Annotated in this window: 26 protein-coding genes, 1 tRNA gene and 1 pseudogene; 11 read left to right on the top strand and 17 right to left on the bottom strand. The window is 65.9% G+C overall.

Annotated elements, in window-relative coordinates; all coding sequences use genetic code 11:
- Positions 1-114 precede the first annotated feature (114 nt).
- A complete protein-coding gene (lnt, locus tag MTHMO_RS02370; RefSeq protein WP_202213366.1) occupies positions 115-1746 on the top strand; it encodes an apolipoprotein N-acyltransferase in 1632 nt (543 codons plus the stop codon).
- A 36-nt stretch (positions 1747-1782) separates the two neighbouring features.
- On the opposite strand, the gene MTHMO_RS02365 is transcribed toward lnt, so the two are convergent.
- The 8 genes from MTHMO_RS02365 to MTHMO_RS02330 all read right to left on the bottom strand — a co-directional run bounded on the left by MTHMO_RS02365 (position 1783) and on the right by MTHMO_RS02330 (position 7968).
- Positions 1783-2724 carry a hypothetical protein gene (locus tag MTHMO_RS02365; RefSeq protein WP_202213365.1) on the bottom strand — a complete coding sequence of 314 codons (942 nt, stop codon included), beginning with the start codon at positions 2722-2724 and terminating at the stop codon, positions 1783-1785.
- A complete protein-coding gene (locus MTHMO_RS02360; protein ID WP_202213364.1) occupies positions 2721-3509 on the bottom strand; it encodes a hypothetical protein in 789 nt (262 codons plus the stop codon). Before MTHMO_RS02360 ends, MTHMO_RS02365 begins: the two co-directional genes overlap by 4 nt.
- On the bottom strand, positions 3509-4087 hold the full coding sequence (locus tag MTHMO_RS02355; RefSeq protein ID WP_202213363.1) for a phosphoribosyltransferase: 579 nt from the start codon (positions 4085-4087) through the stop codon (positions 3509-3511). The genes MTHMO_RS02360 and MTHMO_RS02355 overlap by 1 nt, the downstream gene beginning before the upstream one ends.
- A complete protein-coding gene (ribD, locus tag MTHMO_RS02350) occupies positions 4084-5178 on the bottom strand; it encodes a bifunctional diaminohydroxyphosphoribosylaminopyrimidine deaminase/5-amino-6-(5-phosphoribosylamino)uracil reductase RibD (RefSeq protein WP_202213362.1) in 1095 nt (364 codons plus the stop codon). The genes MTHMO_RS02355 and ribD overlap by 4 nt, the downstream gene beginning before the upstream one ends.
- Entirely contained in the window at positions 5153-6004 is an 852-nt protein-coding gene (gene ftsY / locus MTHMO_RS02345; protein ID WP_202213361.1) for a signal recognition particle-docking protein FtsY, read from the bottom strand. The genes ribD and ftsY overlap by 26 nt, the downstream gene beginning before the upstream one ends.
- Positions 6001-6450, bottom strand: coding sequence for a transcription antitermination factor NusB (gene nusB, locus MTHMO_RS02340; RefSeq protein ID WP_202213360.1), 450 nt, complete (start codon positions 6448-6450; stop codon positions 6001-6003). Before nusB ends, ftsY begins: the two co-directional genes overlap by 4 nt.
- Positions 6451-6495: 45 nt before the next feature.
- Positions 6496-6903, bottom strand: coding sequence for a 6,7-dimethyl-8-ribityllumazine synthase (gene ribH / locus MTHMO_RS02335; RefSeq protein ID WP_202213359.1), 408 nt, complete (start codon positions 6901-6903; stop codon positions 6496-6498).
- An 84-nt stretch (positions 6904-6987) separates the two neighbouring features.
- Positions 6988-7968: an acetyl-CoA carboxylase carboxyltransferase subunit alpha gene (locus tag MTHMO_RS02330; RefSeq protein WP_202213358.1), complete on the bottom strand. Its 981-nt coding sequence runs from the start codon at positions 7966-7968 to the stop codon at positions 6988-6990.
- Positions 7969-8124: 156 nt separating this feature from the next.
- Between MTHMO_RS02330 and MTHMO_RS02325 the strand changes: the two genes are divergently transcribed.
- The 3 genes from MTHMO_RS02325 to accD are packed head-to-tail and all read left to right on the top strand — an operon-like array spanning position 8125 to position 10525.
- On the top strand, positions 8125-8973 hold the full coding sequence (locus MTHMO_RS02325) for a CPBP family intramembrane glutamic endopeptidase (RefSeq protein ID WP_202213357.1): 849 nt from the start codon (positions 8125-8127) through the stop codon (positions 8971-8973).
- Positions 8931-9605 (top strand): ComF family protein, encoded by a 675-nt coding sequence (locus MTHMO_RS02320; protein ID WP_202213356.1) that lies wholly within the window; start codon positions 8931-8933, stop codon positions 9603-9605. The genes MTHMO_RS02325 and MTHMO_RS02320 overlap by 43 nt, the downstream gene beginning before the upstream one ends.
- A gap of 26 nt (positions 9606-9631) precedes the next feature.
- Positions 9632-10525, top strand: coding sequence for an acetyl-CoA carboxylase, carboxyltransferase subunit beta (gene accD, locus MTHMO_RS02315; RefSeq protein WP_202213355.1), 894 nt, complete (start codon positions 9632-9634; stop codon positions 10523-10525).
- A gap of 16 nt (positions 10526-10541) precedes the next feature.
- On the opposite strand, the gene purL is transcribed toward accD, so the two are convergent.
- The 3 genes from purL to MTHMO_RS02300 form a co-directional block, all read right to left on the bottom strand.
- Positions 10542-12800, bottom strand: a complete 2259-nt coding sequence (gene purL / locus MTHMO_RS02310) for a phosphoribosylformylglycinamidine synthase subunit PurL (protein WP_202213354.1) — start codon at positions 12798-12800, stop codon at positions 10542-10544.
- Positions 12797-13081: a hypothetical protein gene (locus tag MTHMO_RS02305; protein WP_202213353.1), complete on the bottom strand. Its 285-nt coding sequence runs from the start codon at positions 13079-13081 to the stop codon at positions 12797-12799. The genes purL and MTHMO_RS02305 overlap by 4 nt, the downstream gene beginning before the upstream one ends.
- A 72-nt stretch (positions 13082-13153) precedes the next feature.
- Positions 13154-13948 carry a hypothetical protein gene (locus MTHMO_RS02300; protein ID WP_202213352.1) on the bottom strand — a complete coding sequence of 265 codons (795 nt, stop codon included), beginning with the start codon at positions 13946-13948 and terminating at the stop codon, positions 13154-13156.
- 94 nt (positions 13949-14042) lie between these two features.
- Here MTHMO_RS02300 and miaB point away from each other — a divergent pair, with 94 nt between their 5' ends.
- Positions 14043-15452 (top strand): tRNA (N6-isopentenyl adenosine(37)-C2)-methylthiotransferase MiaB, encoded by a 1410-nt coding sequence (gene miaB / locus MTHMO_RS02295; RefSeq protein ID WP_202213351.1) that lies wholly within the window; start codon positions 14043-14045, stop codon positions 15450-15452.
- Here miaB and MTHMO_RS02290 read toward each other — a convergent pair.
- The 3 genes from MTHMO_RS02290 to MTHMO_RS02280 form a co-directional block, all read right to left on the bottom strand.
- Positions 15413-16546, bottom strand: coding sequence for an AI-2E family transporter (locus MTHMO_RS02290; RefSeq protein ID WP_202213350.1), 1134 nt, complete (start codon positions 16544-16546; stop codon positions 15413-15415). The two genes, miaB and MTHMO_RS02290, sit on opposite strands and share 40 nt — an antisense overlap.
- Positions 16547-16615: 69 nt before the next feature.
- Complete coding sequence (locus MTHMO_RS02285) at positions 16616-17323, bottom strand: SDR family oxidoreductase (RefSeq protein ID WP_202213349.1); 708 nt, start codon at positions 17321-17323, stop codon at positions 16616-16618.
- 21 nt (positions 17324-17344) lie between these two features.
- On the bottom strand, positions 17345-17932 hold the full coding sequence (locus MTHMO_RS02280; RefSeq protein WP_202213348.1) for a 5-formyltetrahydrofolate cyclo-ligase: 588 nt from the start codon (positions 17930-17932) through the stop codon (positions 17345-17347).
- A gap of 494 nt (positions 17933-18426) precedes the next feature.
- Between MTHMO_RS02280 and MTHMO_RS02275 the strand changes: the two genes are divergently transcribed.
- Both MTHMO_RS02275 and MTHMO_RS11090 read left to right on the top strand, forming a co-directional pair.
- Positions 18427-18498 (top strand) — tRNA-Thr (locus tag MTHMO_RS02275).
- 369 nt (positions 18499-18867) lie between these two features.
- Positions 18868-18999: a hypothetical protein gene (locus MTHMO_RS11090; RefSeq protein ID WP_255535339.1), complete on the top strand. Its 132-nt coding sequence runs from the start codon at positions 18868-18870 to the stop codon at positions 18997-18999.
- Positions 19000-19175: 176 nt separating this feature from the next.
- On the opposite strand, the gene MTHMO_RS02270 is transcribed toward MTHMO_RS11090, so the two are convergent.
- Positions 19176-20525: an IS1380 family transposase gene (locus tag MTHMO_RS02270; RefSeq protein ID WP_202213347.1), complete on the bottom strand. Its 1350-nt coding sequence runs from the start codon at positions 20523-20525 to the stop codon at positions 19176-19178.
- Between the two features lie 380 nt (positions 20526-20905).
- Between MTHMO_RS02270 and MTHMO_RS02265 the strand changes: the two genes are divergently transcribed.
- The 3 genes from MTHMO_RS02265 (at position 20906) to MTHMO_RS02255 (ending at position 23724) form a co-directional block, all read left to right on the top strand.
- Entirely contained in the window at positions 20906-21844 is a 939-nt protein-coding gene (locus MTHMO_RS02265) for a hypothetical protein (protein WP_202213346.1), read from the top strand.
- Between the two features lie 30 nt (positions 21845-21874).
- Complete coding sequence (locus tag MTHMO_RS02260; protein WP_202213345.1) at positions 21875-22072, top strand: hypothetical protein; 198 nt, start codon at positions 21875-21877, stop codon at positions 22070-22072.
- A gap of 452 nt (positions 22073-22524) precedes the next feature.
- Positions 22525-23724 carry an ATP/GTP-binding protein gene (locus MTHMO_RS02255; RefSeq protein ID WP_202213344.1) on the top strand — a complete coding sequence of 400 codons (1200 nt, stop codon included), beginning with the start codon at positions 22525-22527 and terminating at the stop codon, positions 23722-23724.
- Positions 23725-24330: 606 nt separating this feature from the next.
- On the opposite strand, the gene MTHMO_RS11085 is transcribed toward MTHMO_RS02255, so the two are convergent.
- Both MTHMO_RS11085 and MTHMO_RS11200 read right to left on the bottom strand, forming a co-directional pair.
- A complete protein-coding gene (locus MTHMO_RS11085; protein WP_255535438.1) occupies positions 24331-24534 on the bottom strand; it encodes an endonuclease V in 204 nt (67 codons plus the stop codon).
- Between the two features lie 106 nt (positions 24535-24640).
- Positions 24641-24865: pseudogene (locus MTHMO_RS11200) on the bottom strand (endonuclease V); the annotation flags it as partial.
- 288 nt (positions 24866-25153) lie between these two features.
- Between MTHMO_RS11200 and MTHMO_RS02245 the strand changes: the two are divergent.
- Positions 25154-25813, top strand: coding sequence for a 2OG-Fe(II) oxygenase (locus MTHMO_RS02245; protein ID WP_202213342.1), 660 nt, complete (start codon positions 25154-25156; stop codon positions 25811-25813).
- Positions 25814-25987 lie beyond the last annotated feature (174 nt).

Below are 25987 nucleotides of genomic sequence, written 5' to 3'. Positions count from 1 at the left end.
CTATGTGTCCATATATTTTTTAGCTGCTGGCAGCCCCGCGGCTGCCCGCCCGAAAATCCATTTTCTTCGGATGGGCAAAGGCGATAAAAGATCGAGGAGCCCCCGCTTCCGTCCGTGGATCCGCTCCCCCCTCTGCCCCTTTCCTCCTCCTCTCCGCCGGCCCGAACCCAAGGAGGCCGATCCCCGCTTCGTTCGGGCTCCGCGCTCGCGCTCTGCCTTCTCTCGGGCCTCTTTCTCTTTCTCTGTTACCCTCCGTGCGCATGGTCGGGGCTCGCCTGGGTTGCGCTGATCCCCGCGATGGCCGCTTCCCGCCTCCAGGGACGATGGGGGGAACGGGCGCTAGGGGGCTACCTGCTTGGGCTGCTCTTCTTCGGGACCACGTTCTGGTGGATCGGAAAGGTCACGGTGGCCGGGACGATCGGGCTCGTCCTCTACCTCTCCCTCTATCCCGCCCTCTGGCTCGCCTTGGCCGGTCCTTGGACCTCCGGACCCGCGCCTTTCTTTCCCCAAAAAAACCTCCTCGCCTCGGCCTCGTTGGCCTCGGCCTGGGTCGTGCTCGAATGGATTCGGGGTTCGCTCTTCGGGGGATTTCCGTGGAACTCCCTCGGTGTCTCCCAGTCGGCGACCCTTGTCTTCGCGCAGGCGGCTCGCCTGGGCGGCGGACTCCTCCTTTCCTGGCTCCTGGCCTTCGGCAACGGGCTTCTCTTTTTTGCAGGACTCCGCCTCCGCGCGGAGATTCTCGGCCGGCAGAAGCGCAGCCTCCATCTCGATCTGGCAGCCGGCCTGCTCCTGCTGGCCGCGGTCGCCGCCTACGGCATTTCCGTGCTGCTTACGACGCCGACCGAAGTCGCGCAAAGCCTCCCCTACGCCCTGATCCAACCCGCGATCCCCCAAAGCGTGGAGACCCCGTTCGATCCCCAAGAAGCGATCACCCGCGAAATCACCCTCACCGAAAGAGCCGGCCAGGCGCGCCCCCGGCTCATCGTCTGGCCGGAAAGCCCGATCGGAGCCGATCTCCTTTCGACCCCCTCCCTCCGCGTTCCGCTCCTCTCCTGGGTGGCCTCCTCCGATTCTTGGCTCCTCTTGGGCACCCCCCGCATCCAGGACGGGCGGCTCTTCAACGATGCCCTCCTCTTTTCCCCCGGGGGCCGGTCGCTCCAGATCTATGCCAAGAACCGGCTCGTCCCCTTCGGCGAGTTCGTGCCGCTGGGCGACCGCTTCCCGATCCTCCGGAAGCTGGTCCCCTTCGATCTCGAGTTCTCCCCGGGTGCCTCCCCCGTCATCTTCGTTCTGGAGAATCCGCCGGTGCGCATCGCTCCCCTAATCTGCTTCGAGGACACCTTCTCCGATTACGTACGCCAGGCGGCCCGAGGGAAGCCCGACCTGCTTGTGAACATCACCAACGACGGATGGTTCCCCGGGACTCCGGGAGCCCGCCAGCATCTGGCCAACGCCGTTTTGCGGGCGATCGAGCTCGATCTGCCCCTCCTCCGCTGCGGCAACACCGGGATCAGCGCCTTCGTCAACCAGAACGGGGCGGTCGTCGCCTCTCTTCCGGAAGCCGGCGGGAAGACCCAGGGAGGCGAAGGCATCCTGCTCGGCATCGCGGCATGGCATCGCCCGCGCCCGACCCTCTACCGGACCGCCGGCGACTGGATCGTCTGGCTTTCGGCGGCTTTCCTTCTTCCGGGCCTTGCTTCCCGCTTACCGAAGCGCCGAAGGGCGCCGGACTCCGATCCGGCGTAATCGGCAGCCGGCGGCTGCGGCCTTTCGAGAGGCCCCTTACCGATCGCGACCCTGCGCTTCCGATCGACTGCTATCCCTGCGCCACGTTCCTCGGCCTTCCCAAGTCCGCTGCGGAGCAAGCGCCCTGCTATTCGCCAAGAGCCGGTCCAACTCCTCGGGAGCCGGTTGCCGCCTCGGCTGATTGGCTTCGGGATGAAGAGCCATCTCCTTGCGCCAAGCCTCCTCATAGTGCTTCCGGTACGTCTTCTTCAGGTCAGTGCTCGGATGCTCGTGGTCCGCGAAGTACTCTCCGACCTGCTCCTCCGCTTTCTTCGCGGTAATTTTCCCCTCTTGCATCGCGTTCCAGAGCGCCATTTCCTTGGCCCGCAGCCCTACGTCGCCGTCATTCCACATCCGGGAGACCTCCTGCTGGAGCCGACGATCTCCGGAATTCCGGACAGCAGCCCATGCTTGCGCGACGCAAGCCGCTAATTTCATGTCGGCGTGCCCTTCGTCGGTCAAGCACTGGCGGGTATTGAAGGCGACGGAGGCATCCTCGATCCATGCTTCGGCGGCCCGGCCGGCCCGCCGGCCGATCGCCCCTCCCAAGGGTCCCAACGCCGCCTGACCAGCCAACGGGACCAGATTCTCCTCCACCCATTCCGCCATCTTCACAGCTACCGGATTGAGCAAGAAAGGATTATCTGTCGGATGCCCCAACTCGTGGCAAAGGGCACTTGCCACAAGAGCCGGATCTCCCTTCAAACTCGAATCGATGACGATCTTGCCGCGTCGACGGAACCGTCCCAGTTCGGCTCCGGGAATGCAATACGTCCCTTTGCCGACTTCTCCCCACTTGATTTCGTATCCTTTGCTGATTGCTTCTTGGAGCATCGTCCGGGCGCAGGGAGAAAGGTTCAAAAGCCGGTCTACCTCGGGATCTCCTAACCCGGAAGAGACATTGTTCCGATCCGTAGGCTGGGCTTGCGGCCTCTTCACCAGGTTTTCTCCTTTGGCTTGGGCCGCAATTCGATGATGCCTCCTTGAAGGGGAAGTTGGTCATGCAAGAGGTCCCGGGCACTCTGATCATTAAAATTGAGGACGACTTGATCCCTTTTCCTCTCGTATACCCACTGGAAGTTCTTGGGGACAATGCCCTGCGGAAAGCGGTCGGCACCCGTGGCATTCGGGTTCTCCACCGGAGGGTCCCACTGCATGGCCGGCACGCCCAAATGGCGGACCACGGCTCCCTTGGAAATCCGGATCACCTCCGGCCTCACCCCGAATCCAAGGACAGCGTAGGAGTCCGGCCGCTTCCCTCGATGGAAGTCTAAGAAGTACCATGGACCCGAGGCAAATTCCACGACACCGATCTCCTCTTTCTGCGCCCGCTCTTCCAGGCCCTTTTCGTACTCAGGTCCCTGCAACTTGATATCCTCCGGACCGTTTTCTAACAGGAACTCTTCCTTGGGCGTCAGCCTCCGAAAGCGGATTCCCAAAAGGGCTTCGGTCTCCGCCAGGGTCATCGGCCGCTTTTGGCGGATCCAATCCACCCAGGAAAAGAACTCGTCGGCAGTCATCGGCGCTCCCTTGCCGGCGAAGATCTCGCGAACGCGGGCATCGGTGATCATCTTCCTGCTCCAGAGCACTCCCGACCCCGTCACCGCCACGACGAACGCCGGAATAGCAAGAGCCGCGACCATCCAAAGCCGCTTGCTCGACCCGAACGACGCCATCGCTTGCGTGAAATCGCTCCCGAGCCTACCGAAACAGAATCCTACCATCAAGACTCCGTCCTTCGATTTCCGAGCCCAGCAGCCATTCTCCCTTCCGCAAGCACCCGGATCGATCGCAGGCCGCGGTAGCGCCCGTTGTAATCGAGCCCGTAGCCGACGACGAACCGGTCGGGAATCTCGAAGCCGATCCAGCGAGGGAGCGGGCTTCCCGGTAGCCGCGGTCTCCGCTTGGCGAGCAGCACGCAATGCTCGACCGAGGAGGCGCCCAGGATGCGCAGCCGCTTGTCGACCGCCTGCAAGGTGCAGCCGCTATCAAGGATATCGTCGACCACAAGCACGGCGCGCCCCGTGAAATCCCCGCCTTCGGCTTCCAACCCTTCGCAGACCCCCGTGGAATTGGTTCCCCGGTAGCTCTTGACCCGCCAGAACACCACCTCGGTCTCCGGGGGAACTTCCCGCAAGAGGTCGGCGGTAAAAAGCAGGCTTCCGTTGAGGAGGCCCAGCAGAACAAACGAGCCGGGGGCGTACGCATTCCGGATCTCGGCTCCGAGCGCTCGCACCCGCTCGCGAATCACTCCTTCGGAAAGGAGCAGATCGCCGATCTCCGATTCGAGCTTCTCCCTCACCGCTTCCCTTTCCCGATTCTTTCCGGTCCCGCTTCTCCCCTTGCCGCATCGACCTCCCGGCCATCCCTCCGGATCGCTCGGAGGAAGAGATCCTCTCCCAACCGGCGGCACTCCCGCAAACGGAATTGCGCTCCCAAGAACCGGGCCGGAGCATCCACCGCGAGCGGCCCCTCTCCGAGGATCAGCGGGCAGAGGAAGAGGGCGACCTCATCGACCAGCTGTTCGGCGAGCAGGCTCCCGGCCAGCTTGCCGCCTCCCTCGACCAGCACCTGCAAGACCCCTCGGCGGCCGAGCTCTTCCAAGATCATGGGCAGGGGAAAGTTTCGGAAGACGAGGGTTTTCTCCCGGGCCGGGTCGGTCAGCAGGCGGAGATGATCGGGCAGCCGGCCGCTCCGCGTCACGATCACGCGCCACGGCTGCCGCTCGACCTTGCGACGGAGCAGCCGGACGGTGAGCGCGGGATCGTCCCGGCGGGCGGTTTCTGCCCCGATCAGGATCGCATCGGCCTCCAGCCGGAGCCGGTGGGCCATCCGCAGCGCCTCCGGCCCGCTCAGCCACCGGCTGTCGCCGGGGCGCGTGCCGATCCGGCCGTCGAGCGAAAGCGCGCATTTCTGCACGACCCACGGCCTGCCGCTGGTGATCCAGCGAACGAAGCCCCGGTTGAGCTCCCGGGCCTCCTCCTCCAGCACACCTTGGACAACCTCGATTCCCCGGCCGGCGAGGAGGGCGAATCCGCGGCCTTGGTGGCGCGGATTGGGATCGACCATCGCGGCCACGACCCGAACAATCCCTTCCCGCACGATCCGATCGACGCAGGGAGGAGTTCTTCCGGTCGTGCTGCAGGGCTCCAGCGTCACATAGAGAGTGGCGCCGCTCGGGCTCTGGCCGCGCCGGCGGGCATCCTCGATCGCCTCGACCTCCGCATGCGGCGAGCCGGCCCGGCGATGAAAGCCCTCGCCCAGGACCCTCCCCTCCCGCACGAGGACCGCCCCCACCGCGGGATTGGGGCTGGTCGCGCCCAGTCCACGCCGCGCGAGCGCCAGAGCCCTCCGCATCCAGCCCAGGTCAGCCTCCGAAAAAGGCTTCGACATACCGGTCGGGATCGAAGGGCGCGAGGTCCTCGGGCCGCTCGCCGGTTCCGACGAAAACCGTGGGGATCCCCAGCTCTTCCTTGACCGCCGCGATCATCCCCCCTTTTGCCGAGCTGTCGAGCTTGGTCACGACGAGGCCGGAAAGGCCGACCGCGCGATGAAATTCCGCCGCCTGCGAGAGCGCGTTGGTTCCGACCGTGGCGTCGACCACGAGCCAGACATGATGCGGGGCTGCCGGATCGCGCTTGGCGAGGGTCCGCCGGATCTTGCCCGCCTCCAGCATCAAGTTGTTCTTGGTGGCCAGCCGGCCCGCCGTATCGACGATGAGCAGATGGGCTTTTTTCTCCTCGGCCTCCGCGTGCGCCCGGTAGGCGACGCTCGCCGGGTCCGCTCCCGGGCTTCCGGCCACGAAAAGAGCACCGGTTCTCCGCGCCCACGCTTCAAGCTGCTCGACCGCCGCCGCCCGGAACGTATCCGCAGCCGCCAGAACCACCCGCTTCCCTTCCTGCCCGTAGCGGTGCGCGAGCTTTGCCGCCGTGGTGGTCTTCCCTCCGCCGTTGACGCCGACAAGCAGGATGACCTCGGGTCTCTCCCCGGCCGGGACGCTCGGCGGCGCTTCGGCCGACAGGACGCGCCGCAACTCCCGGCGGATTCGCTCTTCCCCTTCCCGCGGCTTGCGCGCCAACCCTTCTTCCTCCAAGAGCCGGATCAACCGACCGGTCAGTTTTAAACCGAGATCGGCCTCGAGCAGCAACGCCTCCCAGTCGACCCGTTCCCCTCCCGCCGGCGAGAATTTTTCGACCAGCTTTCGCCAAAAGCTCTTCATCCCTCTCCCCCTGCGTCCCCGGCCGCCCGAAGCGGGCGATTGAGGTCGCGCAACGCCCGATCGAGGACCCCGTTGATGAACTTCCCCGATTCCTCGCAGCCCAGTTGCTTGGCGACCTCGATCGCTTCGTTCACCGAGACCACCGGAGGAATCCCGCTCCGATAAAAAAGCTCGTAGAGAGCCACCCGGAGAATGCTCCGGTCGACGGCGGCCAGCCGGTCGAGCTGCCAGTTCTCCAGATATTCCGCGATTCGCTCATCGAGGAAAGCGATATGGTCGATCGTGCCCAGGATCAGATCCTCGGCGAACCGGCGCACCGATTCGCCGGCGGGACAGAGCGTCCAAAACTCTTCCAGGCTTTTCCGCGAAGGGGCGGGCTGGTGCTGGATCCCCCATTGATACAAGAATTGGACCGCCCGCACCCGGGCCGTCCTCCGCGGCGACATCTTCCTTTTTTTTTCCGCCATTCCCCATCCCATTCCGCAACCCGCTCAGATTCGCCGGCCCAGGGAAGCCGCCGCCAGGGCGGCACGGGCTCCCTCCCGGCCTCGGGAGAGCGCGCCGCTCGTTCTCTCCCGCGCCTCGGCTTCGCTCTTTACCGAGAGAACCTCATGAATGACCGGCACGTCCTCCGCCAGAGAAATCCGCATTAGAGCGTCGGTCACCGCGCGCAGGATCTCCTGCGCGTGCGCGGTCTCCCCCTGCCAGACCACGCCGAAGGCAAGAATCGCGTCGTATTCCCCGGTCCGGGCCAACCGCTGGACTTGGAGCGGGATCTCGAAGCTCCCCGGCACCCGGCAGAGGATCAGCTCATGGCCCTTTAGCTCCGCTTCGGCCTCCGCCACCAGGGCATCGCAGAATTCGGAATGGTAGGTGCTGGCTACGATGGCAAAACGCATAAGCAGTACAACATGATATTTTCCCGGCGGAGGCTCCCAGGGACGCAGGCGGGAAGCCCCGCAACCTTCGGCACCGCCCCATGCCTAATCGCCCTTTTCTTCCCAGACGCCGTACCGGCGGATCTTCTCGTACCGCCGGCGCACCAGCGTCCCCGGATCCAGGGCGCAGACCTCCTCGAGGGTGCGAAGGAGAACGCCCTCCAGCAGTTGCGCGGACTTGTCCCAATCCCGGTGGCTTCCTCCTTCCGGCTCGGGAACGATCTCGTCGATCAGCCCCATCTGGTGGAGATCCTGGGCGGTCAGCCGCAGCGCCTCGGCCGCCTCCGGCGCGTGGATTCGGCTTTCCCAAAGGATCGCGGCGCACCCCTCCGGGGAAATGACCGAGTAATAGGCGTTTTCCAACATGAGGATCCGGTCGGCGACTCCGATCCCGAGCGCCCCCCCGCTGCCCCCTTCTCCCAAGACGACCGCGACGATCGGCACCGGCAGCTCCGACATCTCGAGCAGATTTTGGGCGATCGCCTGGCCGATGTGCCTCTCCTCTGCTCCCACCCCCGGATAGGCGCCGGGCGTGTCGATGAACGCCACGATCGGCAATCCGAACGTGGCGGCCAGCCGCATCACCCGCAGCGCCTTGCGATAGCCCTCCGGATGGGGACAGCCGAAGTTGCGCCGCAGGTTCTCCTTGAGGTTTCTCCCTTTCTGCTGGCCTACGAAGGCCGCCTTCCGGCCGCCGAAGGTCGCGAGGCCGGCGACCATCGCGGCGTCGTTGCCGAAGGCACGGTCGCCGCCGAGCTCGAGGAAGCCCGGGGCCAGCCGCTCCAGGAAATCGAGCGTGTACGGCCGCTGGGGATGGCGGGCGATCTGGACCCGCTGCCAGGCCGTCAAGCGGGTGTAGACGGCCTGACGCGCCTCCCCCAGCTCCTTCTCGAGCTTGGCGACCTCTTCGGCCAAAGCGGCCGGATCCTCCTTGGCCCGGGCCTTCATGGCTTCCAGCGCGCGCTCCATCTCCCAAATGGTCTTCTCGAATTCCAGGGGTGTCGTCGTCACCTTCCCTTGAAGCATAGGTGGCGGGGGCGACACGCGCATCAGAAAAAATGCAAAAGGGAGGACGCCCGCTCGGCGGCCTCCCCTTTTTTCCTCCGGCCGGCCCCGCCGCTTTCGAATTTCCCCCATTCTGCTTGCGACCGTCCCCCGTTCCCCGAATGCTCACAGCCGTCCATGCCTCCCCGCGAGCGATCCGTCTCTGCCCTTCCCGCCTTCCTCGCCTACCTGGTCACGATCTTCCTGGCGGCCGCGCTGCTGACCCCGGCCGCCTATGCCCTCCTGAGCCCTGTCTATCCCGCCCACCCCGGGCGGTACTTCCGGCGCCTGCTCGAGTTTTCCGCCCTTCTTCTTCTTTTCCCCTTCCGGAAGCCGATGGGCATCCGCTCCTGGAGCGACATCGGCTTCGCCCGGCCGGTCCTCGGTCCGTTCCTCCGGGGGTGGCTGCTCGGCCTCGCCTCGGGGCTGGCCTGCCTCTTGCCCCTGCTCCTCCCGGCTCTTTCCGGACACCCGCCGACACTCCACTGGAGCCCGGACGCCTTTGGGATCTGGACCGGACGCGGGCTCTTGATCGGCCTCACCGAGGAGATTCTCTTCCGCGGGATCTTCTTTTCCGTCCTGCTGCGCGGCCTCGGCCGTCTGCCCGCGATCCTGGCTAGCTCCCTCCTCTTCTGCCTGGCCCACTACCTGCGCTCCTCCCCGCCGGCTCCGGAAAGCCCGCCGACCCTCCTCTCCGGCTGGGAGCTCCTCCGCGCGCACCTGGCTCCCATCCTCTCCCTGTCCTGGGCCGACGCCCACGGCCTTCTTCTCTTCTCGGTCGGGGCGGCTCTCGCGACGGCCTATCTGGTCACCGGGACCCTTTGGATGCCGGCGGGCATCCACGCGGCCTGGGTCGCCCTCCTCTACGGCTTGGCGGCCCGTTCCGAGGGCCCTCCCGGCGGGTGGTGGGCCCCCTCGATCCTGGCGACCTTCGGACTCCTCCTATGGATCGGCTATGGACAGCGGCAGCCTGGACGGGCCGCCTAGCCGAAGACCTGCTCGACTTGGTCTTTCCCCCGCGCTCGGAGGAAGGGCCGGTCCCGGAGCAGCTGCCCCCATTCTGCCGGCGCTGCGCCGCACCCGGAGTTGTACTCTGCGCCCGCTGCCGGGAGAGCCCCCCCGATTTTCTCTGGGCGCGCGCGGCTTGCCGCTACGGCGGCGCGGTGCAGGAGGCGATCCTGGGGCTTAAGTACCGGAAGCAGATCGATCGGCTCCCCTGGCTCTCCGACCTCCTCGAAATCGGCTTCCGCACCTACGCGGCCACCCTGCCGTGGGACGCCCTGGTTCCGGTTCCCCTCCATCCGGTTCGGGAGCGGTCGCGCGGATTCAACCAAGCCGAGGAGCTCGCCCGCCTCCTCGGGAAGCGGCAGGGTATTCCCGTCCGCAACGCGTTGCGCCGGGTCCGTCCGACCCCGCCGCAAGCGGGACTGCCCTCTCCCCGGCGAGAGCACAACCTCTCCGGGGCGTTCCAGCCGAAAAGGAATTTTGACCCCGCCGGCAAAAACCTGCTATTGATCGATGACGTGATCACGACGGGGGCGACGGTGCGCGAATCGGCGGCGCGGCTCCGGGAGAACGGAGCGAGGACGGTCTGCGTCCTGGCTGTCGCACGATCCTAGCGCCCGCGGCCGATCCCCCGCTTCCCATGAACAAGAGCCATAATCCCCACCCCGCGCCGCGTATCCCCTCCGGCCCCAAGCGCGACATTCCCGAAGGGCTCTGGGTGAAGTGCCCGGACTGCGAGCAGATGCTCTACACCAAGGAGTTGGATCAGAATCAACGCGTCTGCAAGCACTGCCACCACCATTTCCCCCTTTCCGCCCGGGAGCGGATCGCCCTCCTGGTCGATCCCGGAAGCTTCCAAGAGGCCGACGCCGGCCTCCTCTCGGTCGACGCCCTCCGTTTCCAAGGCGTGCGCAGCTATGCCGACCGTCTGGCCCATTACCGGAAGCAGAGCGGGCTCTCCGATGCGGTGATCTCAGGGGTAGGGCGCATCGCAGGAAAACCGGTCTCCCTTGCGGTGATGGACTTCCGGTTCTTGGGCGGGAGCATGGGCTCGGTCGTGGGGGAAAAGATCACCCGGGCCATCGAGCGCGGCGCCGGGGAGAAGATGCCCGTAATCATCGTTTCGGCCTCGGGCGGCGCCCGGATGTACGAGGGGATGTTGAGCCTTCTGCAAATGGCCAAGACCAGCGCCGCCCTCGGCCGGCTCAAGCGGGCCCGGATGCCCTTTCTCTCCGTTTTGACCAATCCGACGATGGCCGGTGTCACGGCGAGCTTTGCTTCCCTCGGGGATATCATCCTGGCCGAACCCCGCGCGATGATCGGCTTTGCCGGAGCCCGCGTCATCCGGGAAACGACCCACCAGGAGCTCCCCAAAGGGTTTCAAACCGCGGAGTTCCTGTATGAGAAGGGGCTCATCGATCAGATCGTCCACCGGCACCGCCTCCGCGCCGTGATCTCCTCCTTCCTCGACTACCTGGCCCCGGCTTCCGTCCGCCGGGAGGAGCCGGCCCGCGGGAGGAGCCGGGCCGAGTAGGCTTCCGGCCGCCCCGCTAGGCAAACTCGGCCTGGGGATCCATGAGCGCAGGAAGGGCACCCCGCCAGATCCGCTCCAGCTCCTTGACCTCGATCTCCATCCGCTCCGGACCGCGATCGATCCGGAAGCCGGATCCCGCCACCCGTCCGATCCGGCGCGCCTCGACCCCCCGGCGCATGCACTCCTCTTCGACTGCCGGCCCCGCCTCGGCGGCTACGGTCAGCAGCACCCTACCCGGGCTCTCCCCGAAGAGAAGCTCTTCCGCGCTCGGCGAGGACGGCAGGCTGATTTCGGCGCCCAAGCGCCCTTCTCCAGCCAAGGCGCATTCCAAGAGGGCGATCGCCAACCCTCCGTCGGAGAGATCGTGCGCGCTCGCGACGATCCCCCGGGCTCCGAGCGACCGGAGCGCGGAAGCTAGCGCGATTTCCGCGGGCAAGCAGACCTCCGGGGCGGCCCCCTCCCGCCAACCCAGCAGCTCCCAGGCGTAGGCCGACCCCGCAATCCCGCTCCCCCATCCTCCGAGGAGATAGAGCAGCTCCCCTTCCCGTTGAAAACCCATTGGAATGATCTCTTCCTGTCGACCGATCAGCCCGACGGCGGCGACCACCGGGGTGGGCAGAATCGCCCCTGCGGGGGACTCGTTGTAGAGGCTCACGTTGCCTCCGGTCACCGGAAGGCCGAAGGCCCGGCAGGCTTCCGCCATCCCCTCGACCGCACCCCGCAACTCTCCGAAAGCTTCCGGCCGGTAGGGATCGCCAAAGTTGAGGTTGTCGGTAATTCCCAGCGGCCGGGCCCCCGTGACCGCGAGGTTCCGGACCGCCTCGGCGACCGCCGCCCGCCCGCCGGTGTAGGGATCGAGCGCGGCAAACCGGGCGTTCCCGTCCACGGTGAAGGCCAAAAACTTGTTCCTGCCGTCCAGGACAAGACGGAGGACCGCCGCATCCGCCCGCCCGGGCCCCACCACGGTGCGGATCCCGACCATCCAGTCATATTGCCGCCAGACCCACTCCTTGGAAGCCAGGGAGGGCAGAGCCGCCAGCGCCAGCCAGGCCGAGCGGCACTCCGCCAGAGAAAGAGACGGCCGGGGAGGGACCGGAGACGAGGAGCGGACCGGGAGCTTCGCCTGCCGCTCGTAGACGGGAGCGTCCTCGGTCAGCAGCCGGGCCGGCAGCTCCGCGGCCACCGCGCCGTTCCGCCGGTAACGGAGCAGGCCGTCGCCGGTCACCGTCCCGATCCGGCGCAACGGCACGCCCCATTTGGCGAAGACCGCCTCGGCCTCCTCCTCTCTCCCTTTCCGGAGGATCAGCAGCATCCGCTCCTGCGACTCCGAGAGGAGGATCTCCGCCGCATCCATCTCGGCCTCCCGGAGAGGCACCTGATCGAGGTCGATCTCCATGCCCACGCCCCCGCGGGCCGCCGTTTCGCTTGTCGAGCAGCCGATTCCGGCCGCTCCCATATCCTGCACGCCGACGACCACGCCCGGACGGGCGAAGAGCTCGAGGCAAGCCTCCATGAGAATCTTGCCCATGAAGGGATCGCCGACCTGGACCGCCGGGCGGTCCTCGCGGGCGTCGGCCCCGAGCAGCCGCGAGGCGAAGGCCGCCCCTTTAAGCCCGTCTCGGCCGGTGCGCGAGCCCGCGACGTAGACCGGGTTCCCGACGCCGGAGGCGGCTCCCTTCTGGATCCGGTCGTGCCGCACGACGCCCGCGCAAAAGACGTTGACCAGGGGATTTCCGTTGTAGGCGGGATCGAAGACCAGCTCGCCGCCGACCGTCGGGATCCCCACGCAGTTCCCGTAATGGGCGATCCCGCCGACGATGCCCCGGAGAAGCCGCCGGTTGTTCCGCGCCGCCGGATCCCGGCTGCGGATCTCGCCCAGCCGCAGCGAATCGAGGAAGCAGATCGGCCGGGCTCCCATGGTGTAGATATCCCGCAAGATCCCGCCGACTCCGGTGGCCGCGCCCTGGAAGGGTTCTACGGCGCTCGGATGGTTGTGGGACTCGATCTTGAAGACGACCGCCCAGCCGTCCCCGATGTCGAGGGCTCCCGCGTTCTCCTCGCCCGCCCGGATGAGAACCCCCGGCCCTTCCGTGGGAAACTTCCGGAGCTCCCGTTTCGAGTTCTTGTAGCAGCAGTGCTCGCTCCAGAGGACCGAGAAGAGGGCCAGCTCCACGGCGTTGGGCGAGCGCCCGAGAGCCTCCTCGATCCGCTGGATCTCTTCGGGCAGCAGCCCGGTCTTCTCCGCGAGGCTCCGCCTCTGCGCTTCGCTCGTCATTTCCCCTCCTCCTCCGCAAACACCTTTTCCCCCCGGAGAAAGGTCGCCAAAAGACGCGGCTCCGGCTCGTCTGCGAGCAAACAGAAACTCGCTTCCGCCCCTTCCTCCAGCCCATGCCGGAGCGAAAGCCAGCGCGCGGGCCGGACCGAGAACGCCTCCCAAACTTCCGCCCAAGGACGGCCGAGGTAACCCGCCGCGCGAAACACGCCGGCCCATGGCGTTAACGTCGACCCGGCGAGCCGGCCGGAGGCGCGGTCGACCGCCCTTCCGCTCTCATCCACCTCGACCAGCCGATCCCCAGCCGGTAGGTGCCCGCCCCCTCCCCGCCGCCGCGATGGCGTCGGTGATCAGGATCAGCCGCTCCCCAAGCTCAGCGCCACCGCCCGGAAGGCGTGCGGCGGCAGATGGATCCCGTCGGCGATGACGCTCGCGTACGGGAGGGCCGATCCAAGGGCGTGCAGGAGCGGGTTCTCCCACTTCGGCAGCAGGTGCGGCAACCCGTTGCCCAGATGCGTCCAAAGGGAGGCCCCCGCCTCGATCGCCCGCTCGAGCGCCGAACCCATGGCGGCGGAATGGCCGATGGCCACCCGCATGCCCTCGCCCACGGCCGCGCGCACCAGATCGATCCCCCGCTCCGAAGCCTCGGGAGCCACCGTGATCACCCGGCAGCCGCCGCCGCATTCCTCCTGCGCCCGGCAAACCCAGTCGGGGTCGGCGGGCCGCATCCAGCGCGGGTTATGGACCCCGGCATACCCCGCTTCCGGGCGGAGGAACGGTCCTTCCAGATGGAATCCGGCGCAGTTGGCGGGTTCTTCCTCCCGCAGCCGGCGCAGCGCCGGCAGCAGCTCCCGGTAGGAGTCGGACGGGCGGGTGATCACCGTCGCGAGAAAATGGGTGCAGCCGTTCGCCAGCAGGCTCCGGCAGAGCCGCCGCCACTCCTCCCGGCCGATCGGAGGGCCGTTGAGATCGACTCCCCCGAACCCGTTGACCTGGACGTCGACCAATCCGGGGGCAATCCACGGGAGCTTCCGCCGATCGCGGCGGGCGGCGGGCGCGATCCTCCGGTAGAGGGGCGGATCCAGCTCCACCGAAATCACTTCCCCGCTTCGATAATGCCGGGCCTCGACAATAGTCTCCGGATGCGACACCTTGCTCTCAATCTTGTATGCTTGCGCATTGGGATTGGCAACCCGGCCGGAAGGAGCGGAGGATCCCCGGGCGGGCGCCGAGCGGACACACCCGATGAACGAGGGAAGGCCACAAGACCCGGCGGCTCCCGCCGTCTTCGTCAAGACCTACGGCTGCCAGATGAACGTGCGCGACTCGGAAGCCGTGCTCCACCGCTTCCTTCTCCGCGGCTACCGGATCGCCCGCTCCGAGGAAGAAGCCGACGTGATCCTGCTCAACACCTGCTCGGTGCGGGACATGGCCGAGGAAAAGGCCTGCGGGAAGATGGCCGCGCTGCGCGCGCGCAAGCGCCTCCACCCGGGCCTGATCCTGGGCTTCCTCGGCTGCATGGCCCAGCGCCGGGGCGCGGAGCTCCTGCGGCAGTTCCCCGAAGCCGATCTGGTCCTGGGGACCCAGAAGTTTCATGAGGCCCCGAACCTCGTCGAGCGGATCCGCGCCTCCCGGACCGCCTCCGCGGCGCGGTCCTCGGGGGAGCCCCTCCGGATCCTCGACGTGGAGGCCGAGGCCGGCTCGCAGAACCAGATCCGCGATCATCTCCCCTTCTCCCGCAAAGCCTCCGCCTTCGTCTCGATCATGCAGGGCTGCAACATGCGCTGCGCCTTCTGCATCGTCCCGGTGACCCGTGGGCCCGAGCGGGCCCGGCCGATGGAGGAGATCGAGCGCGAGGTGCGCGCGCTCGCCGACCAGGGCGTCCGTGAGGTCACGCTCCTGGGCCAGATCGTCAACCTCTATGGCCGCCGGGAGTTCCCCACGGTCCGCGGCCGTTCCCCCTTCGTCCAGCTTCTCGAGCGGATCTGCTCGGTTCCAGGCATCGCCCGCGTCCGCTTCACTTCGCCGCACCCGATCGGTTTCCGCGACGATCTGATCGCCGCGCTCCGCGACCTGCCCGCCCTCTGCGAGCACGTCCACCTGCCGGTGCAGTCGGGCAGCGACCGGATCCTGCGGGCGATGGGCCGGGGCTATACCCGCTCCCGCTACCTCGGCCTCGTCGACCGGATCCGGGCCGCCGTTCCCGAGGCCACGTTGACCACCGACATCATCGTCGGCTTCCCGGGAGAGGAAGAGCGAGACTTCGCCCAGACAAGGGCGCTCGTCGAAGAGGTCCAATTCGACCAGGCCTTCATCTTCCGCTACTCGCCCCGTCCCGGAACGAGCGCCGCTGCGCTCGGCGCCCAGGTGGGCGAAGAGGAGAAGCGGCGCCGCAACCAGGAACTGCTCGCGCTCCAAGACGAAATCGCTCTCCGGAAAGCCAAGCGGCTTCTCGGGCGGGAGGTGGAGATCCTCGTCGAAGGCGAAAGCCGGAAGTCGCCCCACCGCTTCCAAGGGAGGACCCGCGGCAACCACCTAGTTCTCGTCCGGGCCGAGGAGCGCTGGCGAGGAGAGCTCCTTCCGGTGCGCTTGGTGGAGACCACGGGGCATACCTTCTACGCAGAGCCCGTCCTTGCCGAAGAGCCCGCCTCGTAGGGGTCCGCCGTCCGGCCGATGAAATCGTGCCAGGCGGCCAGAAGGGCCGCGATCACCGTGGGCCCGAGGAAAAGCCCCAGCAGGCCGAAGCTCGTGATGCCGCCCAACGTGCCGAGGAGCACCCAGAAAAAGGGAAGGTGCGCGGCCCCGCCGATCAACCCCGGTCGGATGAAGTGATCCGCGACGAAGAGGACAAGAGAGCCGAAGAGAAAGAGCCCCACCGCGGCGAGCGCGCTCCCCTTGGCGTAGAGCATGATGCTCACCCCTCCGAAAACCAAAGGGGCCAGGAAGGGAACCATCGCCAGGATGCCGGTCAGGCCACCGAGGGTGACCGGATCGCTGATCCCCATGATCGCGTAGGCGATCCCCAAGAGGATGCCCTCCCCGATGCTCACCAGCACCAGACCGTTCACGGTGGCCCGGATCGCCAAGACGCAGTGGCGCGCGTATTCGACCCCGAGGCTTCCCACGAGCCTGCGGGCGAACCGGAGCGCCTGCTTCCCCAAGGATTCGCCGTCGCGGTAGAGGAAAAAGAGGGTGAGCAGGGTGAAGCCGAGCACCTCCGCCCTACGCAGCATCTGGACACCCACCGTCCGGGTCCAACGGAGAATGAAAGCCGGATCCAAGTGCCCGAGGGTCATCTGCGCTGCCCCGGGACTGCCCAAGGAGGAGTTCCACGTGGAGTAGAGCCAGGTTCCGAACGCCGGGATCCGGTTCAGCCACTCCGGTGCCGGGAGACCCGATTTCTGGATCGCCGCCAGCCAGCGGGCCAGGACCCGCGCCTCTTCGCCGAGCTTGATCGCCGCGTAGGTCAGCGGTGCGATCAGCGCCACCCCGACGACCAAGGTGAAGGCCAGCGGCAGGACGATTCCGCGCATCCATCGGGGCGCGCGCGACCAGAGCCAGCGGTAGAGCGGCCACGAGGCGACGGCGATCACCAGCGCCCAGGACATCGAGACCAGAAAGCTGCGGATCGTCCAGATGCCCAGCGCCGCCAGGCAGAGAGCCAGGACCAGCCGCGTGTTCGCCTGAAAGGCGCTGCCCTGTTCGTCACTCGGCTCATCGGTCAGCGGATCCAACTTGGAAGAGGGCATCTAACGCCAGAGATTACCTCTCCTAGCCAAAAGTGCTACCGCTTTTTGCCGAGACCAGGTCTCTGCTTCTTACTCGGCGCCCCGCCGGCGCAGGACGATCTCGCCGGGCCAAGCGGCCGGCGAGAGGCGGAGCAGGTAGAGCACGGTTTCCGCGATATCCTCCGGCTGGAGGTAATCGGCACCCGAGACCCCCGTCATCGGAGTGGCGACCAGCGCCGGGCAGATCGCAACCGCTTTCACCCCGCACTTTCTCCCCTCGTCGGCCAGGGCGCGCGTCAAGCCGACGATCCCGAACTTGGTGGCGCTGTACCCGCCGGTTTCCGCCCAGGCATCCACCCCGGCGAGCGAGGCGACGTTGCAGATCAATCCCCCGCCCGTGGACGCGATTCGCGGGAAAGCCGCCCGGCTGCACCAGAACGTGCCGTAGAGATTAGTCTCCACCATCTGCCGCAGATCGGCCGTCGACAGCGAGGCCACCGGGGCGAACCGTCCGATACCCGCATTGTTGACCAGGATGTCGAGCCTCCCCTTCCAGCCCGCGGCCCGCTCGACCAACCGCTCGCATTCCGCTTCCCGCCGGACATCGGTCGGGATCGCGATCCCCTCCCCTCCCTTTTTTCCGCACAGGCGCGCCACCTCTTCGCACGCCTGCACCCGCCGGGCGGCCACCGCGACCGAGGCGCCGCTGCCCGCCAGCGCCAGCGCCACGGCCCTCCCGATTCCGCTGTTCCCCCCGGTCACGATCGCCACCCGACCGGCAAGAAAGCCGCTGGCCATCTCCCCTTCCCCCTTTCCGGTTCAGCCTCTCCGGCTACGAATCGTCTCTTCTTCCGTCACGATGAGATCCAACCGCTGGTCGTGCCCGTCGGACGCCACCTGCGGAAGCTCCTGGCAGGAAAAGAAGAGCCCGACCCGGAGCGCCCCCGGACCGAGCTCCGCCAGCGTCCGGTCGTAATAACCGCCGCCCCTTCCCAGCCTGGTTCCCCGCCGGTCGAATCCCAGCCCGGGAACGAGCACCAGCCCGGCCTCCGGCTTCCGGAGCTCCGCCCGCGGAGGGGGCTCCCGGAAACCGAGCGGCCCGGACCGCAGCGATGCGATCGCTTCCACCTCCGCAAAGCCGAGGCTGCGGCCGGCGCCGCGATGGAACGGATAGAGAACCCGCTTGCCGCCGGCCCGGGCCCGCTCGAAAAGAAAGTCGGTGTCCGGCTCGCTGGGAAACGACGCGTACAGCGCCACGACCCGAGCCGCCTGCCACTCCGGTAGCGCCAGCAAGCGCTCTGCTATCCGCCGGCTGGCGGCCGCTCGCTCTTCTTCGCCCGCTGCGGCCAGCAGCCGCCGAAGCAGCCGTCTCTGCTCCTCCTTCTCCGGAAGGGAAAGGCCGATCATGCCCACATCCCAAATCGGACCTCCCCTCCGAGGCAAGAGCAAATCGGCTTCTCCACGAAGCCGCGGCCGGGGATCCCGAGAAACCCTCCGGGCGGGGCCGAACACGCTGGATCCTTACTCATGGATCCGGCGACAGGGGAGACGCTGGGCCAAGCTCGAGAAGAGCCCGGAGCCCCAAGTCCGTAGCTCCGGAGGAGGCGGAGCAGAGTTTTCCGGAGGGAGCGCCTGATCCTGCTTCGGTTTCGGATTCTTTTTTCTTCCGCCGTTTTTTTTCCTCATCTCCCGAGTCGATACGATTGCAAGAATGATGAACTTTAGCGAAAGCTCGTTGGACTTGTCAAAACCCGGCGAGGGACAGTCAACAGCTATCCGCGGTAGGTCTTTCTCCCCGATCATCATTCGGTCTTTCCCTGATTGCCCGGCGGGCGATCGAAACACCCGCAGCCGTTTGACATCGCTTCTCCGCCGACCTACGATCGATCGGCTTTCCTTCCGCCGGCTTAGCTCAGCGGCAGAGCGGCAGTTTTGTAAACTGCGGGTCGTGGGTTCGATCCCCACAGCCGGCTCCCAGAGCTTTTTCGACTCACAGAAATACTGTCCTCTGGTTATCGTAGCGTAAGTCGCTTTGCCTTTCGCTGACAGCGGCAGCCGTTACGTCCCTGTTGCAACCCTTTCTTGCCATCGAAACTGCTGCTGCGATGGTATTCGCCGTCCAGGGGTCACGGGAAATGTGCCGCGCGCGATCGAGAGGCCTTGGCCGATGCGAGCATGACTTCTGGCATGTCAACCAAGGCAAGCCGAAGCCTGAGCTTGTCAGCCGACAGCCAAAAATGACCCCCTGACGACATCGGGAATTGACCCCCTGACGACAACAGGAGGTGTTCCTGGGAAAGGAAGAAGGGCAGCATCTTCTGCCATTCAGCAGGAGGGAGGAGATGCTGGAGCCGGAGGAAGTGGGTCGGATGGTGGCCTTACAGGATCTGGGTTGGGGGACCAAGCGGATTGCTCGGGAGCTAGCGGCCATTTCTCACCAGTGCGAGCTTTCGCGGGAGAGAGGTGCCGGTTGAGTCGCTTGCGAGCAGTTCCGGCCGCGCAGAGCTCTTCATGAGGCAGGATCGAGCAAGATTTTCATTCGATTTGCCTTAAGGCGAGCGCTGCAAAGCGCAAAAAGCCGGTTGTGGAGCAAGGCTCCGCCCGATCGTAGGCTTTGCGGAAGGAGAAGAGGTGGGGTTTTGATACCTGCTCAACAACGCAGCACTCGGAAGACGTGAGTAAAGAGGCTCTTCCAAGGATAGGCGCTACTCATCGAGAGGAAGACGCGGCGGACGCTGACTCGGACCAGCGTGCCGATCTTAAAGAGCTTGATCCGGAGGGTGTCGACCTGGGCCTCGGCCCAGTCCGTTCCTCGCAGACCGAGCCGTCGCAGCGCTTCGACCAGGGTGTAAGCGAGAGCCGAGAAGTAGAGGCGAAGTTGGTTGCTGGCCATTTGCGCGGTCGAGAGCCGGTCGGCAAAGAGGTGGAGTTGTTCCTTGATCCGATTCTCCATGTCGCCACGAGCACAGTAGAGCTTCTCGTAAAGGTTTTGGGCGGGCCACTCCTCGGTGGAGAGAGAGGTCACGACAAAGCGCGGATTCTCCCCTCTTTCCAGGTACTCGGCTTTGGCGACCACCCGGCGCTCCCTCGACCAGCTGCTCAAGGTGCGGTAGGCAAACTCGGTAAAGAAGCGGGCCGGCTTGCCACTCGACTCGTGCAGACGACGGGCTTGCTCCATCGACCCCTGAATGGTCCGGCACAAGCGCTCGTTGCGCGCCAAGCCGAAGAGGTAGTCGACTTGATTGGCTTCGCACCAAGCCATGATCTCTTCCCGGCAGAAGCCCGAATCGGCCCGGAGCACGATCCGGACTCCGGGCCAACGGGTACGGAGTTGTTCCACGATCCGGCTCACCTCCGTAAGGGAGCCCGCCGACGCATCCTGGTTCGATGGCCGAAGCCGGACGCCAAGGAGTTGATCGCCAGCAAAGATGTAGAGCGGCAAATAGCAGTAGGAGTCGTAGTAACCATGGAAGAAGCGCTCCGGCTGATGTCCGTAAAGGGGGATGTCGGTCGCATCCAGATCGAGCACCACCTCCTCAGGGGGCTGGGGATGCGATTGGAGGTAGAGATCGACCAGAAGACGGTCGATCGCTTCGGCCGAGTAGTCGATCTTGTGGTAGCGCTCGCTTCGACCCACCAGTTCCAGCCGGTTGAGCGTGCTCTTGCCCGCCAGATCCTCTTCCAGATCGCTTTTCCCGCTCAGGAGAGCAACCAGCGGATCGGTCCGCAACTGCTCATGGTCGTCGAGGTCTTCGTAGCCCATCGCAATCCCGAAAATGCGCTGGGCAAGCATCTCCCGTACCCGATGCACAATGCGTTTCGGATGGCGTCGATCCACGAAGCAACCCTCTAACCGTCTTAACAAACCGATCTTCCGATCCGCTTCCCGCAACAGAATTGCGCCCCCATCGCTGGAGATCCGACCCGCGGTAAATCCCGCTTCCACCCGTCGCAAAAAATGCGCTGTAAACGCAAAAGTCTCTTGGCTACACTCTGTCATGGAAGGCCGTTTCTTTTTTCTGGTTGTAGTAACGTCTTGCTAACGCACTTATACCAGGGAAAGACGGCCTTTCCTATGCCCTTTTGCCAACTTTTTTGCCCTCCGCTATGCCCGCTATCGGTGAGATATGGCGGCTAGACCCGGTTGAGGTTGACGCATGAGCAGACTTCGTGTCTTGACGCCTATGCGGCGCTTTACGGGCGGGCGCAGCGGACTCTTTTCGCCAGGATGCGGGCGGGCGTTCCCCTGAACGAGCTCAAGCGGTCGTTTCTGCGCCGGTTCGGCCTCACCGCCCGGCAGTTCAACGCCATTCGGGTCGAGCTCGAAGGCAAGATCGCCTCGATCCGGGAAAGGCGGCCCGAGTTGATCGAGGAAGCCAAATGGGGCGGATCCGGAAAGCGGAAGAGGCGGTCGGCCGGCTGGAGAAGAAGCATCCGGGATCGAATGTCGTGCACCAGAAAAAGCGGCGGCTTGCCGTCCTGCGGGCGAAGCTCGAGGCGCTTCTGGCCGATCAGGAGTCCGGCCGGGTCCGGCTCTGTTTCGGTTCCCGACGCCTCTTCCGCAAGCAGTTTGCCCGGGAAGAGAACGGCTATGCGGACCATGCCGCATGGAAGAAGGATTGGCAGGCGGAGCGGAGCAGCCAGTTCTTCGTGCTCGGATCGAAGGACGAGGCCTCGGGCAACCAGTCCTGCCAAGCCGCAGTCGCTCCGGACGGCAGCCTGCGGCTGCGGTTGCGGCTGCCGAACGGATGGGGAAGCACGAGCAAACACCTGGTGCTCGAAGGCGTGCGCTTGGCCTACGGCCAGGAGGAAATCCTCCAGGCCCTCTCCGTCGGCCGGGTCGTGACCGGAACAACCAAGACCGGGAAGCTCGTCCGCAAGCCGGAGGGAGCTGCCGTAAGCTACCGCTTCGTGCGGGACCGGAAGGGGTGGCGGGTGTTCGCAAGCGTCGAGGCGCAACCGGTTGCCCTGGTGACACGCCGCCTTGCCGGAGCGATCGGCGTTGACAGCAACCCGGATCATCTTGCCTTGGCCGAAACGGATCGCTTCGGGAATCTCGTGGAAATCCGCCGGATCGGATTGCATCTCTATGGGAAGAGCGAGGAGCAGGCGAAAGCCGCGATCGGCGATGCGTGCCGGCAGATCGCCCGGGCCTGCGCCGAATCGGGCAAGCCGCTCGTGATCGAGCGATTGGATCTTCGCAAGCGGAGGGCCGAGCTCGAGGCGGTCGATGGCGTCCGGGCTCGCTCGCTCTCATCCTTCGCCTACGCCAAGACGATCTCCATGCTCAAGGCGGCTTCCTTTCGTGCCGGAGTCTAACGGATCGAAGTCGACCCGGCCTACACTTCCGTGATCGGCGCGGTCAACCACGCGCGCCGTCATGGCATCGGTTCTCACCAGGGCGCGGCCTACGCCGTCGCCCGGAGAGGATTGGGCCTATCCGAGCGCCCGTCCGTGCGGGAGGCGGTCGTGCCGACCCGCAATGGCGGCCATCTCACCTTCGCCCTACCCGCGAGGAATCGGGCGAAGCATGTATGGTCGTTCTAGGCGGACGTTCGGAAGAGGCTCAAAGCGGCGCATGCAGCGCATGCCCGGTCGGGAGGCAACCATCTGCCTCCCGCGCCTCTGCTCCCGAAATCGCGGGCATCGGGCGCTACCCGGACTTTGCCGGCGAAACCCCGGCACGCGAACCGCCGGCAGCACTGTTCGGCCGACGTCCTGGACGATCTCCCCTGGTAGGGGAATGATTGTCTATGGTTTTAGGAACGGTCCCAGGCAGGCTGCGATCCGGGCAATCGGGAAGGTCGCGGAACGCCGTCGGTCGGGAAGCCCCTCGACGAGCGCAGACACCGAAGCTCGCCCGGATCCTTCCGCCCTTCGCCTCCGCCTCCGGCAGCTTCCCCACGGCTGTACCTCGGCGTTTATTTGCGAATGCTTCTTGTATATCCGCCGAATCGACGTAAAGTTGCCGAAATCGGCTTCACACCACGCGCTGAACCATGATATTCCGGCTGGAAATCGAGAATTTTTATTCCATCGGGCCGGTCCTGACCATCGATCTGCATGCGAGGGCCGGAGTGGACGACGCCTCCGTCGCTCCGATCTATCCCGGCTCCGAGGAGCGCGCGCCGAAGCTAGTCGCCGTTTTCGGGCCGAACGCCTCAGGGAAGACCACCTTTTTACGGGCGATCGCCTTTTTGGTTTGGTTCGCCAGGGATAGTTTTCAGCTAATTCCCGGCCAGCATCTTCCTTTCGCTCTGTTTCAGAGCCGAGACTGGCTCGGGAAACCGGCACGGCTGGCGATCGAGATCGGCGGGATGCCGCGCTTTCCACCATCCGCCCACGGAGACGTCGGTTCCGGGGTCTACCGCTATGAGCTCCAGATCGCGCGGCGCCGGAACTCTGATGCCGTGGTGCAGGAAAACCTTTTCTTCCGGCCGCATCGCGCCCGCAAGCGGTTTCGCGTTTTTGAGCGGACCGAAAAGGAAGGCGTCAAAGGGAGCCGGTTTTTTCCTTTACGCGGCCTCGGGAAGCTCGCCGAAACGCTTCGCCCCGATGTCAGCGTCCTCTCGACCTACGCGCAATTCGGCCACAAGGTAGCGCTCGCCCTGCAACAAGCGCTCCGAACAGTGTTTTCCAATCTCTTAATCTTCAAGGAAGATCCCTCCCCCGACCGGATCGCGGGCCAATTCCGCCAGTCGAAAGAGCTTCTCGATGCCTGTAACCGGGAAGCGCGACGCCTGGACCTGGGCTTTAATGAAATCCGGTTGGCGGAAGGACCCCTTTTCTTTCAGTTCCGCCACGACGGCCTCGAGGACTTCCTGCCGTGGCAGTGGGAAAGCCATGGGACGCAATCGTTCCTCCGCTGGTTCCCGCTTATCTGGTGGACACTCCGCACCGGGGGCTGCGCCCTCATCGATGAGCTCGATGCCTCGATCCATCCGGATGTCCTAAAGGAAATCCTCCGCTGGTTCCGCCATCCGGAACGCAATCCGAAAAACGGGCAGCTTTTCTTCACCTGTCAAAACACGGCCCTTCTGGAAGAGCTGCAAAAGGAAGAGATCGTTCTGTGTGAAAAGGATGCTTCCGGCTTTACGAAAGTCTTCCCTCTGGCGGACGTCAAGAATGTGCGCCGCGGCGAAAACTTCTTCCGCGCTTACCACAGGGGCAGCTACGGAGCGCTCCCGAACATTGGATGAAGAAGGGCCGGCGGAATCGACGCGCGCCTCCGCGACCGCGAAGGAAGGTAATTTACGTGGGATGCGAGGGCGACAGCGAACAGGCCTACGTCGCCCTGCTCCAGGACCTGATTAATGAGCGTGGGCTCGCGGTGACCCTGAGGGCCGACGTCCTCAACCCGGGAGCCGGGGATCCGGAAGCACTGGTGCGAAAAGCCATTCAACGGATTCACCAACACGACTACCCGAAAGGTAGAATCATCCTCCTGGATCGAGACGACCGCGGTCAGCAGGATCCGCAAGAAAGCCGAAAGCATCCGGCAACGCGCCCAAAAACTCGCCCAAAAGGAGGGGATCTTTCTTCTCTGGCAAATCCCGAACCACGAAGGATTCCTCCTGCACCATCTCCCCGGCTGCGAAAATGAAAACCCCTCCACGGCTGCCGATGCGGAGCGCCGGTTACGACAAAAGTGGCCAGAATATCAAAAGCCGATGGATCGCAAAAGCCTTGCGAAGCGCATCGGTTGGGACGGAGTCCGACGAGCGGCGGAGAGGCATCCCTGCCTCCGCCGGCTGCTTGCCGAAATAGGCTTGGTCTAACCGGGCTTCGCTCCGTCGCCCCGCTTCTCAGCTTCCGCTTGCCTCCGCCGACCGGGCTTCGCGGGCGAGCCGGCGGGCCTGGCGCAAGGGCTCGGGAGTGCGGTACCGGGGAGTCAAGGCCAGCAGGATTCCGGCGGCCGTCTCGGCCGTCGTCCGCCAGCCGGCATGAGCGACCAGCGGCGCCTTGCCCGCTTTCGTCCGCACCCAATAGGCGACGACGACTCCGTCCAGGGTAAGCGGGGAAAGCGATCCTCGGGCGGGTCCTGGGGGCTCCGGAAGCCAGGAGCGGGCGGCGGGTCACCCCGACCGAAGGCAGGCCGAGCCGGGCGCCCAAGTGGAGCGCCAGGCCGGCTCCGCGCGGGTGGTCGCGGCCGGTCGCGTCGACCAGCAGCAGCTCGGGCCGCGCCCGCAGCTTCGCGATCGCCTCCTCCAAGAGCGGCCCCTCCCGAAGAGCCAAAGCCCCGGCTCGTACCGAGCGCCCGCCACCCCGCGCGCCACGGCGGCACCGACGAGCTCGCCCAGTGGAGGAGGGCAGCGGCGGCCCAGCCCGCTTCCCCGGCATAGCCCGCGCCCGCCCTCCCCGGGAGAAGCAGGCGAAGCAGCCGGCGATCCGGATCGGGCCGCCGGGCGGCGTCCAGGGCTCCGTTCCTTCCCGGCGCAGGCTCTCCTGCCGGGCGATCAGCTGCTCGGCCGTCGCGGGCCAAGGAGGCGGGATCGGCCGGCACTCTTCCCCCGGCCCGCCGGTGGTCAATAATGAAGACAAACTCGTTTTGTTGCCTTGCCGGACCGGAGTTACACTCCGGTCGCGGCTTTGAGGATCTCCGATCCTGCGGGAAAACGGAGGGAAGCCATGGCTAGCCTGCTGCGGTTGAATGCCTTGTCCGGGGCCCCCTTGGCCACCGATCCCTTTGAATATGTCATCGTGCGGGATTTCCTGCCCGCGGAGATTCGCCCCGCTCTCGAGAAGGAGTTTCCCGCGATCGACAAGCCGGGCGTCTTTCCCGTCCAGGTCCTTCGCTACGGCCCGCTTTTTGCCGCGCTCCTCGAAGAGCTCCGATCCGCTCCCTTCCGCGACGCGGTCTCCCAAAAGTTTTCCGTTCCCCTGGACGGCAAGCCCATCATGATCACGGTCCGCGGCCGCTGCGGGCCCCGCGACGGCCAGGTGCACACCGATTCGGAGAACAAGATCATCACCGTCCTGCTGTATCTGAACAGCCGGTGGGAAGCCGACGGCGGCCGGCTCCGGCTCCTCCGCAGCCACGACATCGAGGATGTCGCCGTCGAGCTGCCTCCCGACTGGGGCACCCTGCTGGTCTTCCGCCGCTCCGATCGCTCCTTTCACGGCCACCGGCTCTTCGAAGGAGAGAGGCGGGTCTTGATGCTCAACTGGTTGACCAGCCAAGAGGACCTCGATCACGAGCTCGGGCGGCACATCCGCTCCAGCCGGCTCAAGAGCCTGATTCCCACAGCCCTCCTCGAACGGCTCCATTGGCGGCGGGTCGCCCGGTAGAGGCACCCGGCCGGAAAGCGTCCGAGGCTGCGGCGGCCGGCGCAAGCACGTAAAGCGGGCCCAAGAGAAAAGACCGCGGCGGCTTTCTCCGACCGCCAAGAACGCGAGGGCGGGACGGCCCCGACAGGGCCCTGGAGGATTGCTTTCCGGGCCGTTCCTCGCAACGTTGGAAAG

This window comes from Methylacidimicrobium sp. AP8 (assembly GCF_903064525.1).
GTDB lineage: Bacteria > Verrucomicrobiota > Verrucomicrobiia > Methylacidiphilales > Methylacidiphilaceae > Methylacidimicrobium.
The sequence above is the reverse complement of the archived record's forward strand: the minus strand, read 5'-3'. Positions and strand labels throughout refer to the sequence as shown.